The organism is Rhodanobacter sp. OR92 (assembly GCF_000427545.1).
Classification (GTDB): Bacteria; Pseudomonadota; Gammaproteobacteria; order Xanthomonadales; family Rhodanobacteraceae; genus Rhodanobacter; species Rhodanobacter denitrificans.
The window spans coordinates 265079-280661 of record NZ_ATYF01000001.1; the positions used below are offsets into that span (position 1 = coordinate 265079).

The 15583-nt window shown below is 64.6% G+C and carries 13 protein-coding genes and 3 tRNA genes; 14 read left to right on the forward strand and 2 right to left on the reverse strand.

The annotated features are described in order from the left end of the window. Position 1 precedes the first annotated feature (1 nt). The 14 genes from RHOOR92_RS0101430 to RHOOR92_RS0101495 all read left to right on the forward strand — a co-directional run bounded on the left by RHOOR92_RS0101430 (position 2) and on the right by RHOOR92_RS0101495 (position 13266). Positions 2–232: a hypothetical protein gene (locus RHOOR92_RS0101430; RefSeq protein WP_231378284.1), complete on the forward strand. Its 231-nt coding sequence runs from the start codon at positions 2–4 to the stop codon at positions 230–232. Next, positions 232–462 (forward strand): hypothetical protein, encoded by a 231-nt coding sequence (locus RHOOR92_RS0101435; RefSeq protein ID WP_027489391.1) that lies wholly within the window; start codon positions 232–234, stop codon positions 460–462. Before RHOOR92_RS0101430 ends, RHOOR92_RS0101435 begins: the two co-directional genes overlap by 1 nt. Beyond that, a complete protein-coding gene (locus tag RHOOR92_RS18330) occupies positions 455–2665 on the forward strand; it encodes a phage tail protein (RefSeq protein ID WP_051281112.1) in 2211 nt (736 codons plus the stop codon). Before RHOOR92_RS0101435 ends, RHOOR92_RS18330 begins: the two co-directional genes overlap by 8 nt. 5 nt (positions 2666–2670) lie before the next feature. Further along, positions 2671–3462, forward strand: a complete 792-nt coding sequence (locus RHOOR92_RS0101445) for a hypothetical protein (protein ID WP_027489392.1) — start codon at positions 2671–2673, stop codon at positions 3460–3462. A gap of 2 nt (positions 3463–3464) precedes the next feature. Beyond that, complete coding sequence (locus tag RHOOR92_RS18335; protein ID WP_037114667.1) at positions 3465–3761, forward strand: tail fiber assembly protein; 297 nt, start codon at positions 3465–3467, stop codon at positions 3759–3761. 482 nt (positions 3762–4243) lie between these two features. Further along, a tRNA-Leu gene (locus tag RHOOR92_RS0101455) sits at positions 4244–4328 on the forward strand. 88 nt (positions 4329–4416) lie between these two features. Then, a complete protein-coding gene (gene tig / locus RHOOR92_RS0101460; RefSeq protein WP_027484343.1) occupies positions 4417–5709 on the forward strand; it encodes a trigger factor in 1293 nt (430 codons plus the stop codon). Between the two features lie 33 nt (positions 5710–5742). Continuing rightward, entirely contained in the window at positions 5743–6372 is a 630-nt protein-coding gene (gene clpP / locus RHOOR92_RS0101465) for an ATP-dependent Clp endopeptidase proteolytic subunit ClpP (RefSeq protein ID WP_007511232.1), read from the forward strand. Between the two features lie 109 nt (positions 6373–6481). After that, positions 6482–7774 carry an ATP-dependent Clp protease ATP-binding subunit ClpX gene (clpX, locus tag RHOOR92_RS0101470; protein ID WP_007511234.1) on the forward strand — a complete coding sequence of 431 codons (1293 nt, stop codon included), beginning with the start codon at positions 6482–6484 and terminating at the stop codon, positions 7772–7774. Positions 7775–7948: 174 nt separating this feature from the next. Further along, positions 7949–10423, forward strand: a complete 2475-nt coding sequence (lon, locus tag RHOOR92_RS0101475; RefSeq protein ID WP_007511236.1) for an endopeptidase La — start codon at positions 7949–7951, stop codon at positions 10421–10423. 344 nt (positions 10424–10767) lie between these two features. Further along, positions 10768–11040, forward strand: a complete 273-nt coding sequence (locus RHOOR92_RS0101480; protein ID WP_007511239.1) for an HU family DNA-binding protein — start codon at positions 10768–10770, stop codon at positions 11038–11040. 19 nt (positions 11041–11059) lie between these two features. Further along, positions 11060–11134, forward strand: a tRNA-Val gene (locus RHOOR92_RS0101485). A 9-nt stretch (positions 11135–11143) separates the two neighbouring features. Further along, positions 11144–11220 (forward strand) — tRNA-Asp (locus tag RHOOR92_RS0101490). Between the two features lie 144 nt (positions 11221–11364). Further along, the gene (locus RHOOR92_RS0101495) at positions 11365–13266 is read left to right on the forward strand and encodes a SurA N-terminal domain-containing protein (protein ID WP_027484344.1); all 1902 of its coding nucleotides are present in this window, start codon (positions 11365–11367) and stop codon (positions 13264–13266) included. A 162-nt stretch (positions 13267–13428) separates the two neighbouring features. On the opposite strand, the gene RHOOR92_RS0101500 is transcribed toward RHOOR92_RS0101495, so the two are convergent. Together RHOOR92_RS0101500 and gloB are read right to left on the reverse strand one after the other, a co-directional pair. Continuing rightward, positions 13429–14424, reverse strand: a complete 996-nt coding sequence (locus tag RHOOR92_RS0101500; protein ID WP_027484345.1) for a transglycosylase SLT domain-containing protein — start codon at positions 14422–14424, stop codon at positions 13429–13431. A 203-nt stretch (positions 14425–14627) separates the two neighbouring features. Then, positions 14628–15392: a hydroxyacylglutathione hydrolase gene (gloB, locus tag RHOOR92_RS0101505; RefSeq protein WP_027484346.1), complete on the reverse strand. Its 765-nt coding sequence runs from the start codon at positions 15390–15392 to the stop codon at positions 14628–14630. Positions 15393–15583 lie beyond the last annotated feature (191 nt).

The window sequence follows — 15583 nt, forward strand, 5'->3', positions numbered from 1 at the left end:
CGTGATCTGGGCCGCTCTCATCGTTGCGTTGCTCGCCGCCGTCTACGTCTATTCGTCGCTTCCGAGCACGCCGTCGAAAAAGCCGCCGAGCCTAGCGGATCTGCAGACGCCTACCGTGGAGGATGGCCGCGAGATCCTCATGGTCTTTGGCGAGGTGGTGATCAACGACAACAACGAACTGTGGAATGGCGACCTACAGACGACGCCCATCAAGACCAAGAGCGGCAAGTAATGGCCGAGATCCTCATCACCATGCAACATGTGCGCGCGGCCAAGCTCGGCGGGGTCGGCGTGCTATGCGCCGACGGCATTCGCGACTGGTGCGTCCGCTACAACGTCGACCTGCGCCAACTGGCTGAGGAAGGCCTGCCGATCAGCCAGGCCGAGGCCATCGACGACGCGTTCGCACGGCGCGTGGTGGCCATCGCGCGCGCCGAGGCGGAGGCATCGAGCAATGGGTAAGGGCGGCGCGGTTACCATCGGCTATCGCGAGGACATGGGCCTGCACTTGGGTTTCTGCCGGGGCCCCGTGGACGTGCTGCTTGAGGTCACCGGCGACGGCAAGACGGCGTGGTCGGGCAACCAGACCACCTCCGGCGTGATCGCCATCAACGCACCCAACCTGTATGGCGGCGACAAGAAAGAGGGCGGCCTGCAAGGCACCTTGCACGTGATGATGGGCGAGGCCACGCAGCTGCCCAACGATTACCTCGCTACCCAGCAGGGCGGCCTGCAGCCGGCTTACCGCGATCTGTTTACCGCCGTGTTCGTTGGCCTGGTCGGCGCCATTACGCCCTACATCAAGCCCATCGGCGTGCGCGTGCGGCGCGCGCTGAAGGGCTGGTACGACGATGATTGCTGGGAGCCCACGCTGGCGCAGGTCGATCGTGGCATGAACGGCGTGCACATCATCATGCAGGTGCTGACCGACCCCGAGATCGGCAGCGGCATGGACCGCAACACGGACATCGACCTGGACAACTTCCGCGCGGCCGCCGTGACCGCCAAGGCCGAGGATCTCGGATTGTGCCTCGGGTGGCGCGCATCCACGCCAGTGGACAACTTCGTGGCTACCGTCTGCGATCACCTCGGCGCGATGATGACGGAAGATCCCGAGACGCTGAAGCAGCAGATCGTATTGGTGCGCGGCGGCTATGACGTCGATTCGTTGGTGCAGGTCGACGAGAGCAACATCATCGAGCTGACCCGGTTCAAGCAGACCCTGCTGGCCGACACGGTCAACGAAGTGATCGTGAAGTACCACGAACAGCCGAGCAACAAGGACGCCAACACCGCGCCAGCGCAGAACCTGGCCAACATCCAAGCCCAAGGCCGAAAAGTCTCCCGGAGCGTCGAATACCCCGGCTTCTACAAGTCCAGCCAGGCCAACCTGGCCGCCACGCGCGATTGCAACGCCCAGAGCTTCCTGGGTGCCACGGGCGAACTGGTAGTGAAGAGCAGCTTATGGCGCATCAAACGCGGCGATGTGATCGCGTTTTCGTGGCAGCGCAAGGGCATCGTCAAGATGCCGCTGCGCGTGCTGGAGGTTCGTCGCGGCGATCGCCCGAACCGCCCGATCACGATCACGTTCGCCCAGGACGCATACGGCCGGCCGCAGACCGTGTACATCGCCAGCCAGCCCACCGGCTGGGTGCCGCCCGATACCGCGCCGCACCCGATCACCGTGCAGCGCCTGATGGAGGCCAGCTACCGCGACCTGGCCGCCAACCTGCGTCCGGCTGACCTGGCCGCCGTAACGGCGCTGGCGGGCTATGTGGGCGCACTGGCAGCCCGCCCGACCGGCGTGCCGATCAACTACGCGCTCACTACCCGCATCGGCACCACCGGGAATTTCACCGAGGTCGCCAGCGGTGACTTCACCCCGACCGGCTTGCTCGGCGCCGCCATGCCGGCCGGCGCCGCGCCCGTCGCCATCACGCTGACCGGCGCCCGCAACCTCGACCTTGTTGCCATTGGCAGCGAGGCGCTGATCGACGACGAAACCTACCGCGTCGACGCGCTCGATCCCATTGCCGGCACCGCCACGCTGGCCCGCGGCTGCGTCGACACCGTCCCGGCCCAGCATGCGCTCGGCGCCCGCGTGTGGTTCACCGACGATTACACCGCGGCCGACCGCACCGAGTACACCACCGGCGAAACCATCAACGCCAAGCTGCTCACGCGTGCCGGCGCCGGTACGCTGGACCCCGCGCTGGCCACCATCGCCAGCCTGCTGCTCAACAAGCGCCAGATTCGCCCCTATGCACCCGGCAACCTGCAGGTGCAGGGCGTGGCCTACCCCGCCACCGTGGAAGGCGCGCTCGCGCTTTCCTGGTCGCATCGCGATCGCCGCGGCCAGGCCGACCAGCTGATCGACACCACCACCGGCAACATCGGCCCCGAGGCCGGCACCACCTACACCGTCGCCGTGTACCTCAACGGCGTGCTCGACAGCACCGCCAGCGGCATCGCCGCAACGGCCCTCACGCCGGCAGTGAGCGGCGACGGCACCGTGCGCGTGGAGGTCACCGCCCAGCGCGATGGCTACACCAGCTGGCAGGCGCTCACCGCCACCTTCGACTACTACCGCACCGCGCGACGACTCACCGAATCCGGCGAGCTGCGCGTCACTGAATCCGGCGCCCAGCGCATCGTGGAGACCTGATCATCATGGCCCTGAAAATCTCGCAACTGGCGCCCGTAGCCACCGGCACGCTCGACGGCAGCGAACCCATCGAGCTTGGCATCACCGGCGACAAGAGCGCGCCGAACGGCGCCTTCCTTCCGCCTGGCTATATCAAAGGGCTCAAATTGACGTGGGTGAGCGGCACGGCGCTCACCGTGACCAGCGGCGCCGCGTATATCCCGAGCCTGGGGCGGGTGATTCGCCTGGGCGCGAACGCCGCGAAGGCTGGTCTCGCACTCGCGGCCAGCACCTGGTATCACGTCTACCTTTACCTCAACGCCGGCGTGCCGGACATCGAGATTGTCATCGCGGCGCCAGCAGCGGCCTATAACGGTACGGCGCGCACGAAGACAGGCGACACGTCGCGGCGGTATCTCGGTAGCGTGCGCGCGAATGCTACGTCGCAGCTGCATAAATTCACCCACAATGCGCAAACCGGAGCGATCAAGTATCTCGTCGATCTGAATAACCCCGATCTCAAGCTCGTAGCCAGTGGCACGTCGGTGGGTACGGATGCGACCGTGAATTGCTCGAGTGCCGTGCCGGTCACGTCGATGGTGCTCTCCGGCTTTGCTGAGAACAATGACACTGGCATCGTCTATGTATCCAATGCCGATGTTGGCAGTCCAGCGAGCGCCAATATCCTGGAATTCATTAGGGCCTCGCGCACGCTGCTGGGCGACTTTGTTCTAACCAGCACGCAAACATTGACCTACCTCACCGGCAACGCAGCATCTTTCTCGCTGTACGCCACTGGCTACATTTTCGAGCGCTGACCATGTACGCCATCACCACCACCAGCTTCCGCGCAATCGCGTCCGCCGACGACGTGCAACCCGGCGAGACCGCCGTGGACGTGCTGCCCGAATCACTGCTCACCGCGCTGCATGCCGCGGAGATGCGCCTGCAGCGCGATCGCGCGCTTCGTAACTGCGACTGGACGCAATCGGCCGATTCACCGCTCGAGGCGGCGACGCAAGCCGCATGGGCCACCTACCGCCAGGCGCTGCGCGACGTGCCCGAGCAGGCCGGCTTCCCCGAAACCATCGACTGGCCGGTCGCGCCGGCCGCATAGAAAACGGAGCGCCGGGCTGCTGTAACAGCCCGGATGATGCCCAGGCGCAGCTACTATATAAGGTGTCTGGTATCCTGAAAATTCCGGGGATGGTCCAGCGCCATCAACCTCTCCGGAGCCTTCACTCCTGATAAAACAAAGAGCTATGCCATTGTCTCGCCGGCAAAATAGCGGTTACTCTTAATCAATTGGTCGAAGGTTCGAATCCTTCACGGCCCACCAATCGACAAAACGCCGATCGCTTGCGATCGGCGTTTTGCTTTGCGCAGCCGGAACGTTGCGACACGTCGGCGATGGCGCGTTCGCAGCCGCCAGCGCTTGTGCTGCAAGGTCGCGCGACCGTAAAATGGTCTGCTTTCGTATAAGGGAATCATCGACTTAGGCAGGCGTGGCCATGGGGATGAGGCGCTTGCGGAGTTGCTCCGGCAAGTGACAATCGGTTTCAGAATCCGGTGGTTACGCACGTTTGGCGAGGGTGCAGGGCGAGAGTGGCGGAATTGGTAGACGCACCAGATTTAGGTTCTGGCGGTTAACCCCGTGGGGGTTCGAGTCCCCCCTTTCGCACCATACCCCGTTGATTTCTTTGTTTTCGGGCGGCACGGCCGCCATGGCGCCTGTGGCAGGCCCACAACATCAGGTAGTACCAGGAGACGTCATGCAGGTTTCGGTTGAGAACATCGGCACGCTCGAGCGCAAGCTCACGGTGAAATTCCCCGCGGAGCGGTTCGAGACGCAGGTGAGCGCGCGCATCGCGGAGATGGGCCGTACGGTTCGCCTGAAAGGTTTCCGTCCGGGCAAGGTGCCGACGACGGTGATCAAGCAGCGGTTCGGCGACCAGGTCCGCGGCGAGGTGTTGTCCGACCTGATCGGCAGCACGCTGCGCGAGGCGGTGGCGCAGGAAAAGCTGCAGCCGATCGCGAATCCGGCGATCGACACCACCGGCGAGCCGGAAAACGGTGAAATCGCGTATACCGCGACGTTTGAGATCATGCCGGAGTTCCCGGTGGTTGAAGTGGCCGCGCTCGAGATCAGCCGGCCGATGGCGGTGGTGACCGACGCCGATATCGACAAGATGCTGGAGACCCTGCGCCAGCAGCGCCGCAGCTTCGACGAGGTGGATCGCGCCTCCGCCGAGGGCGACTTCGTGATGTTCGAGTACTCGGCCGAGGCTGGCGACTACCGCTTCCCGACCGAGGGCCTGGAGCGTGCCGGCAGCGTGCTGGGCTCGGGCACCTTGTTCAAAGCGCTGGACGAGGCGCTGATTGGCCGCAAGATGGGTGACAGTTTCGAGACCGGGATTGCTTTCCCGGAAGACTTCCGCAATGCGCAGCTGGCGGGCAAGAACGCCCAGGTCAGCTTCAGCATCCTCAAGGTGCAGGAGCCGAAGCTGCCCGAGATCGATGCCGAATTCGCCAAGTTGTTCGGTATCGCCGATGGCGACCTGGAAACGTTCCGCAAGGAAGTCCGTGCGAACCTCGAACGCGAACTGAAGGCGGCGCTGATGGCGCGCCTGAAGTCCGAGGTGGCGGAGAAACTGTCCCTGGCGCATGCCGGACTGGACGTGCCGAAGCTGATGGTGCAGTCCGAGGCGCGCAACATGGCTGCCGGCAGCGTGCCGCAGGGCCAGCAGCCACCGCCGCAGCTGATCGAGGCCGCCATGCCGATCGCGCGCCAGCGGGTGATCGCCGGCCTGCTGATGGGCGAGATCGCGCGCAAGCAGGAGATCAAGATCGACCGCAAGCGCGTGGCCGAGCAGCTGGCGGCGATCGCCTCCACCTACGAGGAGCCGGAAAAGGTCATTGAACTCTACAACGGCGACCCCCAACTGATGTCCGGGCTGCAGAATCGCGTGATGGAAGATCAGGTGGCCGAATGGGTGGCCGAGCACGCCAAGACCACTCAGCTGGACCTGAGCTTCGACGACGTGATGCGCCCAGCCAACGCCTGAGCAATCGGGCCCATCGAGCGGAGAGCTGCAAACATGGCCATGGATCCGATCCAGAACCTCAATTTGGTGCCGATGGTCGTCGAGCAGACCGCTCGCGGCGAGCGCTCCTATGACATTTACTCGCGCCTGTTGAAGGAGCGGGTGATCTTCCTGGTGGGCGAGGTCAATGACCAGGTCGCCAACCTGATCGTTGCGCAGATGCTGTTTCTGGAGTCGGAGAACCCGGACAAGGACATCAACTTCTACATCAACAGTCCAGGCGGTGCGGTGACCGCCGGCCTGGCGATCTACGACACCATGCAGTTCATCAAGCCGAACGTCAGCACGATGTGCATCGGCCAGGCCTGCAGCATGGGTTCGTTCCTGTTGATGGCCGGCGCCAAGGGCAAGCGTTTCGCCTTGCCTAACTCGCGCGTCATGATTCACCAGCCTTCCGGCGGCGCGCAGGGCCAGGCCACCGACATCGAGATCCAGGCGCGCGAAATCCTGTATATCCGCGAGCGCCTGAACAAGCTGTATGTCCAGCACACCGGACAGACGCTGGAGAAGATCGAGTTGGACATGGAGCGCGACCGCTTCATGAGCGCTGCCGACGCCAAGGCCTATGGCCTGATCGACGAGGTGCTCGACAAGCGCGCCGGCGAAACGGTGAAATCGGCCTGATTTCGAGGTTTTACCCCAGGGTCGCGGGATGGGCTCTGCGTCTGCAGGCAGACGCGGGGCCCTGTGTTATTCTCGCGACGCATTCAGATTTACCAGCGGGATCGAGAGTATGAGCGACGACCGGCAGGGGCGTTCCAGCGACAGCGGCAAGATTCTCTATTGCTCTTTCTGCGGCAAGAGCCAGCATGAAGTGCGCAAGCTGATCGCGGGTCCGTCCGTGTTCATCTGCGACGAATGCGTGGAATTGTGCAACGACATCATTCGCGAGGAATTGGAGGAAAAGGCGGCTTCCGGCCGCACCCAGTTGCCCAAGCCCAAGGAGATCCGCGAATCGCTGGATCAGTACGTGGTCGGCCAGACCCGCGCCAAGAAGGCGCTGGCAGTGGCGGTATACAACCACTACAAGCGGATCGAGTCGCGCCAGAAGAGCGACGATATCGAACTGGGCAAGTCCAACATCCTGCTGATCGGCCCGACTGGTTCGGGCAAGACGCTGCTGGCCGAAACGCTGGCGCGCCTGCTCAACGTGCCGTTCACGATCGCCGACGCCACCACGCTGACCGAAGCCGGCTACGTGGGCGAGGATGTCGAGAACATTATCCAGAAACTGCTGCAGAAGTGTGACTACGACGTCGAGAAGGCGCAGTCGGGCATCGTCTACATCGACGAGATCGACAAGATCTCGCGCAAGAGCGAGAACCCGTCGATCACCCGCGACGTATCCGGCGAAGGCGTGCAGCAGGCGCTGCTGAAGCTGATCGAGGGCACGCTGGCCTCGGTGCCGCCGCAGGGCGGGCGCAAGCATCCGCAGCAGGAATTCCTGCAGGTCGACACCAAGAACATCCTGTTCATCTGCGGCGGCGCGTTCGCCGGCCTGGAAAAGGTCATCCAGCAGCGCTCCGAGAACACCAGCATCGGCTTTTCGGCCGAGGTACGCAGCAAGGAGCGCACCGAGAACCTGGGCAAGGTACTGGCCGACGTGGAACCGGCCGACCTGGTGCGCTTTGGCCTGATTCCGGAGTTCGTCGGGCGCCTACCGGTGGTGGCCACGCTGGACGAACTGGACGAGGCGGCGCTGGTGAAGATTCTCACCGAGCCGAAGAATGCGGTCACCAAACAGTTCAAACGGCTGTTCGAGATGGAGGAGGTGGAGCTGGAATTCCGCCCCGAGGCACTGCAGGCGATCGCGCGCAAGGCGCTCAAGCGCAAGACCGGCGCCCGCGGCCTGCGCACCATCCTGGAGCAGGTGCTGCTGGACACGATGTACGAGTTGCCGTCACTGGAGCACGTCAGCAAGGTGGTGGTGGATGATGCTGTGATCCAGGGCCAGGCCGAGCCCTATCTGATCTATCGCGGCAACCTGCAGCAACGGGTTGCCGGTGACGGCGGCGACGCTGCCTGACCCCTGCAAGCCCTGTCTGCGGCGACGACGGCTCCGGTGATTTCGCCGGGGCCGTTCTGTTTTTTGCGGCCAGCCCGCCTTGAGTAGACTCCCGGTCGCCTCCACTTGACGAGTTGACGGGCCCGGCGCAGTGTCGGGACGAAACCAGATCTGAACCCGAGGGACCCCTCTTTCATGGCCAAGAACGCCCCCCTTCCTGTTGCGCTGGACGCTCTGCCGGTGTTGCCGTTGCGCGACGTGGTGGTCTATCCGCACATGGTCATTCCGCTGTTTGTCGGCCGCGACAAGTCCATGCGCGCACTTGAGCGCGCGATGGAAGGCGAGCGGCAGATCCTGCTGGTCGCGCAGAAGAGTCCGGATATCGACGACCCGGAGATCACCGACCTGCACCAGGTCGGCACGCTGGCTGGCGTGCTGCAACTGCTGAAATTGCCCGATGGCACGGTCAAGGTGCTGGTCGAGGGCCAGTCGCGCGTGTCGGTCGAGGGCTTCAAGGAAGAAGACGGCATGCTGACCGCCCGTTCGCGCGTGATCGAGCCGGTCTACAACGCCAAGGAACGTGAGCTCGACGTGGTCTCGCGCACGCTGATCTCATTGTTCGAGCAACTGGTCAAGCAGAGCCGCAAGCTGCCGCCGGAAGTGTTGGCGAGCCTGTCCGGTATCGACGACCCCTCGCGCGTGGCCGATTCCATCGCCGCGCACCTGTCCGTGCGCATGGCCGACAAGCAGAAGGTGCTGGAGACCGCCGACGTCGGCCAGCGGCTGGAGTTGCTGATCGGCCTGGTCGATGGCGAGATGGACCTGCAGCAGGTGGAGAAGCGCATCCGCGGCCGGGTCAAGTCGCAGATGGAGAAGAGCCAGCGCGAGTACTACCTCAACGAGCAGATGAAGGCGATCCAGAAGGAGCTCGGCGACGGCGAGGACGGCCCCAACGAGATCGAGGAACTGCAGAAGAAGATCGAAGGTTCCGGCATGCCCAAGGCCGTGCTGGCCAAGGCGCGGCAGGAGTTTGGCAAGCTCAAGCAGATGTCGCCGATGTCGGCCGAGGCCACCGTGGTGCGCAACTACCTCGACTGGCTGGTTGGCGTGCCGTGGAAGAAGCGCAGCAAGGTGCGCAAGGACCTGCAACTGGCGCAGGAGGTGCTCGACGCCGATCACTTCGGCCTGGAGAAGGTCAAGGACCGCATCCTCGAATACCTCGCCGTGCAACAGCGCGTATCCGTGATGAAGGGGCCGATCCTGTGCCTGGTCGGCCCGCCCGGTGTGGGCAAGACCTCGCTGGGTCAGTCGATCGCCAAGGCGACCAACCGGAAGTTCGTGCGCATGAGCCTGGGCGGTGTGCGCGACGAAGCCGAGATTCGTGGTCATCGGCGCACCTATATCGGTTCGATGCCTGGCCGCATCGTGCAGAACATCAACAAGGTGGGCACCAAGAACCCGCTGTTCGTGCTGGACGAGATCGACAAGATGTCGATGGATTTCCGCGGCGACCCGTCGTCGGCGCTGCTGGAGGTGCTCGATCCGGAGCAGAACCATGCATTCAACGATCATTACCTGGAGGTCGACCTGGACCTTTCCGAGGTGATGTGGATCGCTACCGCCAATTCGCTGAACATCCCCGGCCCGCTGCTCGACCGCATGGAAGTCATCCGCATCCCCGGCTACACCGAGGACGAGAAGCTGGGCATTGCGCAGAAGTATCTCCTGTCCAAGCAGCTCAAGGCGAATGGCTTGAAGCCGGAGGAACTCAGCGTCACCGAGGACGCCTTGCGCGACATCGTGCGCTACTACACGCGTGAGTCGGGTGTGCGCAACCTCGAGCGCGAGATCTCCAAGATCTGCCGCAAGGTGGTCAAGGAGCTGACCCTGGGCCAGGTGAAGAAGGCGCGGGCGAAAGCCTCGCCCGCGAAGGCAACCAAGGGCAGGGCGAAGGCCAGCCCCGACAGGATCAAGGTGGATTCATCCAACCTGGACCAGTACCTGGGCGTGCGCCGGTTCGATTTCGGTCGCAAGGAACTGCAGAACGAAGTAGGCCTGGTCACCGGCCTGGCCTGGACCCAGGTCGGCGGCGAGCTGCTCAGCATCGAGGCCTCGGTGGTGGCGGGCAAGGGCCGGCTGGTGCATACCGGCCAGCTTGGCGACGTGATGAAAGAATCGATCCAGGCGGCGCTTTCGGTGGTGCGTGCGCGCGCCGACCAGTTGGGCATCGATCCGGAGTTCCATCAGAAGCTCGACGTGCATATCCATGTGCCCGAGGGCGCCACGCCGAAGGATGGCCCCAGCGCTGGCATCGGCATGTGCACTGCGCTGGTGTCCGCGCTGACCAGGGTGCCGGTGCGCTCCGAAGTGGCGATGACCGGCGAGATTACCCTTCGCGGTCGCGTGCTGCCGATCGGCGGCCTCAAGGAGAAACTGCTGGCGGCCCATCGCGGCGGGATCACCACGGTGATCATCCCGGAGGACAACAAGAAGGACCTGGTGGACATGCCGGCGAACATCACCTCGTCGCTGGAGATTCATCCGGTGCGCTGGATCGATGAGGTGCTGGATATCGCCCTGGAGCGCCCGCTGCAGCCGAATCCGGCCAAAGAGGCGGCTCCTGCGGCGGTTGCCGGCGAGCCGGCGGAAGGGCACTCGCTGACGCACTGATTCGCCGGCTCCGCTTCATCCTGCCGTGCTCCCTTCGAAGTGCCCTGCCGTGCAGGGCACCTTTTTGTTTTTCGCCGTCGGTCGACGAAATTTCCCCTAGTCCCCCGGAGTCGGTTTTGCAAGCGTTTCCGCAAGTCGCGAATCTTGCGGAAACGTTGCTGTGGCTTGTGTTGCGGAGTCCGGCAAGGCGCTGGTATAAAGGCGATACCGCAGTCCCGGCGTTGTAGGTCAGCGCAGCGATGCGGGGTTGCGTTACGGCCCAGGCAAGAGCCAACCATCCATGTCGTTGCTGTCCCGTCTCCGGGCAGACCGCACTGACGAAATCCGAACAAGGGAGTTTTTCAATGAATAAAACCGATCTGATCAATGCCATCGCCGAGAAGGCCGAGCTGACCAAGGCCGACGCTGGTCGTGCTCTCGAAGCCTTCTTCGAGACCGTGCAGAAGTCGTTGAAGAAAGGCGAGGATGTCTCGGTGGTTGGCTTCGGTACGTTCACCGTGCGCAAGCGCGCAGCCCGTACCGGTCGCAATCCCCGCACCAACGAAGCGATCAAGATCAAGGCCTCGAAGGTGCCTGCCTTCAAGGCTGGCAAGACCCTCAAGGATGCCCTAAACTAAGCGGCTAACGCTTGGTTTCGGGTGCTTAGCTCAGCGGTAGAGCGTCGCCCTTACAAGGCGGTGGTCGTAGGTTCGATCCCTACAGCACCCACCAGAAAAATGCGGAGTGGTAGTTCAGTCGGTTAGAATGCTGGCCTGTCACGCCGGAGGTCGCGGGTTCGAGTCCCGTCCACTCCGCCACAGTTCGCAAGGGCGCCCGTGTGGCGCCCTTGTCATTTGAGCGATGAGCGTCCGTACCGTTGTCGGACGCACGTCGGCACGTCGGCACGGCGGCTTGTGCCATCCGCGCGCCACGCGCTTTCACCACCTTGCGGGAAGATTTCAATGCTGCAGGCAATGCGTAACAAGATGCACGGATGGCCGTCCATCATTGTGCTTGGCCTCGCCGTCCTGGCGATGTCGCTGTTCGGCATGGAGAGCTACTTCATGTCGAACGACGACGCCTTCGTGGCGAAGGTCGGCAAGCACGAGATCGACCAGCGCGCCTACCAGGATCGCGTGAACCAGCTGCGGCAGCAGGCAGCCGAACAGCAGGGCGAGCAGTTCGACTCCAGCGCCTTCGAGAAGAACGAGACGAAGCTGCGCATTCTCGACGGGATGATCGACGAGCAATTGCTGCTGCAGGCCAACGGGGACTGGGGGCTGCGGGTATCGGATCTGGCCATGCGCGATTACATCGCCTCGATCCCCGCGTTCCAGGTCAACGGCCAGTTCGACGGCACCAGCTACCGCTCGTGGCTCACCAGCCAGTACAAGACGCCGGAAATGTTCGAGAACGAGATCCGCACGTCGCTGGCTACCCAGTTGCTGCCGGCCGCGATCAATGCCAGCACTGGCGCCAGCGATGCCCAGCTCGACAGCTTCCTGAAGCTGTTGGGCCAGCGCCGCGACTTGCGCTATTTCCAGCTGCCGCGTCCCGCGTTGGACAACAGCACGGTCAGCGATGCCGAGATCGAGGCCTGGTACAAGGCGCACCAGGCCGACTACATGAATCCGGAGCAGGTCTCGGTGAAGTACGTCGAGGTCGTTGGTGCGGATCTGCCGCTGGCTGCCGAGCCGAGCGACCAGGACCTGAGGAAGCGCTACGCGAGCGAGAAGCAGCGTTTCGTCCAGCCGGAGCAGCGGCTCGTCTCGCACATCCTGATCAACGTGCCAGCCAACGCCACGCCGGAGCAGCAGAAGACGGCCCTGGCCCAGGCCGAGAAGATCGCCGCGCAAGCCGATCCGGGCGACTTCGCCAAGCTGGCCGAACAGGATTCGCAGGATCTGGGTTCCCGCCGCCTGGGTGGCGACCTCGGCTGGCTGGAAAAAGGCGTGACCAACGAAGCCTTCGATTCGGCCCTGTTCGCGATGCAGAAGGGCCAGATTTCCAAGCCGGTGCTGTCGTCCGACGGCTACCACATTATCTGGCTGCGCGACATCCGCAGCGGCGAATCCAAGCCGTTCGAGGAAGTGCGCGAGCAGCTGGTCAAGGAGGCGACGACGGCCGATCGCGACCGCACGTACAACGAAGTCGCCGGCAAGATGTCCGACAACACCTACCAGAATCCGACTTCGCTGGAGCCGGCGTCGGTTGCGTTGAAGCTGCCGATCAAGACCACGGCCCTGTTCACGCGCAAGGGCGGCGAAGGCGTGGCCGCGAATCCGAAGGTGGTCGCGGCAGCGTTCAGCGATGACGTGCTGGTACAGGGTAACAACTCCGGTTTGATCGATCTTGGCAACAACCACTCCGTGGTGATCCATGTCGACCGGCATGTGCCGGCGGCGGCCAAGCCGCTGGCCGAGGTGCGGGCCGACGTGCAGCAGAAAATCCTCGACGCGCGCGTCGCCGCCATCGAGAAGAAGCAGGCCGACGAAGCGTTGGCGCGCCTGCGCAAGGGCGAGTCGATGGACGCCGTGGCCAAGTCGCTGGGCGCCAGCATCACCACCGCGAACGAGGTGGTAAGGCGCGCGCAGATCCCGGCGCCGCTGCTGACGCAGGCGTTCCTGCTGCCGCACCCGACGGAGGGCAAGCCGCAGTTCGCCGCCGTGGACATGCTGGACGGCAGCTATGTGCTGCTGGCCGTGGACAAGGTGCAGCCTGGCGACCGGTCCAAGGTGCCGCCGGAGCAGCGCGAGTCGTTGCGCCAGCAGATGGCCCAGGCCTACGGCTATGAGACGACGCGCGAGCTGATCGACCAGCTCAAGGCGAAGACCAAGATCAAGATCAACCAGCAGCGATTGTAGGCGCTGGCGGTCGGGCACGGCCGACGCCGCGCAGGAAGGGGTGGCCATCCTTGGGCTGCCCCTTTTCGTGTGTGGCGGATGGCTTGCCGGGCGACGCCATGAAGGTCGACGCTGCGGGTGAGGCGGGGGCGCGGCCGGGCGCCCGCCGTTCGGGCAACGAAACTAGTCCGGGGCGCCTACCGTCAACGTCTGGCCGGGCTTCAGCGCGTGGCCGTTCAGGTGGTTCCAGTGCCGCAACTGGCTGACGCCGACCGAGTATTTGCGCGCGATCTGCCACAGACTGTCGCCGCGCCTCACGGTGTGGACCTTCCACGGCGGGCTCGCGGCCGGCATCGGGCTGGGCGCAGTGTCGCCGCGGCTTGCGCTGGCCAGCAGATCGCCGCCGGAGCTGTCGGCCTGTTCCAGCAGGGCATCGCGGAACTGCCGGGCATGCCGGGCAGGCAGGATCAGGTAGGGGGCGGCGCTGGTATCGATCGTGTTGTTGCGGAATGCCGGGTTGAGATGTTTCAGCGCCTCCACCGACATGCCGGCGTGATCGGCTGCCCGCGCGATCGGCATCGAGTGGGAGATCCCGGTCTGCACCAGCTGCTGCTCGTCCGGCAGCGTGGGCAAGCTGACGTTGAAGCGCTCCGGCTCGCGCACCACACAAGCCATGCCGAGCAGCTTGGCCAGGTGTTCGCGCGTCACCTTGCGCACCGGCCATTGGGGAATCGCTGGCTGCGCCGCCGGCATGCCGTGCGCCTGAACCATTTTGCGTATCGTGAATTCGCCGGCGTTGTAGGCGTAGTCGGCCACGCGCCAGTCGTGGAACTGTTCGTGGTACTGCTCAAGCAGTTTCATCACCGCGTTGGCGGCGGCGGGTACGTCGAGCCGGCCGTCGTAGTGGCCATCGACACGCAGCCCCATCGCGCCGGCCGTCACCGGCATGATCTGCCACATGCCGGCCGGCCGGCGCTTGCGGGCGGGTACCGGCTGGAAGTGGCTTTCCACCCATGGCAACAGCACGAATTCGCCGGCGACATCGTAGCGGTCCGCCACTTGCTGCACGTAGACCAGGCGCGGCATCACCGCCTGCAGCTGGCTTTCGAACTGCCGGGGGTGGCGCGTGTAGTGCCTGGCCCAGGCCAGCACGGCGGGATCGGCGTCGCAGCCGGGCATGGCGAAGCTGCTGCGCAGTCGCTCCCAGACGTCGGCTGCGGGAGAGGGCGCCCCTGGTTCGGCGGGTGGCGGTGCGGCTTCGGGGGAGGCTGTCGGTGCCGGCAAGCTCTCGACGGAGGGTGGCCGTGGGCCGTGCGATGGCATGCCGGCACAGGCAGCGAGCAACATCGACAGCAGTAGCGGCAGGAATCGAGCGTACCGTCTCATGCGCGAAACCCGTCCTTGGCACGGCGTACGGCAGCAAAGCGGGCGACCCGGTCGTTGCCAGCGCCTTGCCGTTCGCACCAGGCGATGACGGCGTCGGTGTCGACGCGCAGGAACGGATTGGTCGCCCACTCGCTGGCGAGCAGTACCGGCAGGGTGGGTTGAAGGCGCGCGCGCAGCGCGGCGACTTCCTGCAGCCGCTGCTGCAAATCGGCATTGGCCGGCTCGATGGTGCGTGCAAAACGTCCGTTCGCCTCGGTGTACTCGTGGCCGCCGCATACCAGGGTGTCCCCCGGCAATTGGGCGAGGCGATCCAGCGAGGCGAGCATCTGCGCCGGCGTGCCCTCGAACAGGCGGCCGCAGCCGAGGCTGAACAAGGTATCGCCGCACAGCAGAATACCGGCGCCGACGTAGGCCACATGACTGAGCGTGTGACCGGGAACCGCAATCACCTCGAATTGCACGGAGGGCTCGGCCAACTCGACCCGGTCGCCATCGCGCACTCGCGCAGTCGCTTCGCCGATGCGCTCGTCGTCCGGCGCATGAACCGGTACGTCGTGGTGCGCACGCAGGGCCGGCACGCCGCCAATGTGATCGTGGTGGTGATGAGTCAGCAGGATCGCGCGCAGTTGCAGCCGATGCGCGACCAGCGCCTGCTCGACGACCGCAGCATCGCCCGGGTCGACCACGACAGCGTTGCCATGGTCATCGTGCAGCAGCCAGATGTAGTTGTCGGCCAATGCCGGTAACGGGATGAGGTGCAAGGCGGGCTCCGCTGCGTTTGAGGAGCACCCGGCAGGCCGGGTGCCTTTCCTGGGGAACGACAGACGCAACCGTCCGGGGCGCGCATGAGGCGGTCGAATATAAAGGGGCGCCGGTGCCGGCTCGTTAGCAGAACGTTAACACGCCGGGCGGCTGTTCAGCCGCGTGCGGCAGTTCCGCTCCGCCTTCGAAC

Coding starts and splice junctions, on each gene's coding strand:
- RHOOR92_RS18330 (WP_051281112.1), top strand. CDS start 455: ATGGGTAAGGGCGGCGCGGTTACCATCGGCTATCGCGAGGACATGGGC.
- RHOOR92_RS0101480 (WP_007511239.1), top strand. CDS start 10,768: ATGAATAAAACCGATCTGATCAATGCCATCGCCGAGAAGGCCGAGCTG.
- RHOOR92_RS18335 (WP_037114667.1), top strand. CDS start 3,465: ATGTACGCCATCACCACCACCAGCTTCCGCGCAATCGCGTCCGCCGAC.
- tig (WP_027484343.1), top strand. CDS start 4,417: ATGCAGGTTTCGGTTGAGAACATCGGCACGCTCGAGCGCAAGCTCACG.
- lon (WP_007511236.1), top strand. CDS start 7,949: ATGGCCAAGAACGCCCCCCTTCCTGTTGCGCTGGACGCTCTGCCGGTG.
- clpX (WP_007511234.1), top strand. CDS start 6,482: ATGAGCGACGACCGGCAGGGGCGTTCCAGCGACAGCGGCAAGATTCTC.
- clpP (WP_007511232.1), top strand. CDS start 5,743: ATGGCCATGGATCCGATCCAGAACCTCAATTTGGTGCCGATGGTCGTC.
- RHOOR92_RS0101495 (WP_027484344.1), top strand. CDS start 11,365: ATGCTGCAGGCAATGCGTAACAAGATGCACGGATGGCCGTCCATCATT.
- RHOOR92_RS0101500 (WP_027484345.1), bottom strand. CDS start 14,424: ATGCCCGGCTGCGACGCCGATCCCGCCGTGCTGGCCTGGGCCAGGCAC.
- RHOOR92_RS0101445 (WP_027489392.1), top strand. CDS start 2,671: ATGGCCCTGAAAATCTCGCAACTGGCGCCCGTAGCCACCGGCACGCTC.
- RHOOR92_RS0101435 (WP_027489391.1), top strand. CDS start 232: ATGGCCGAGATCCTCATCACCATGCAACATGTGCGCGCGGCCAAGCTC.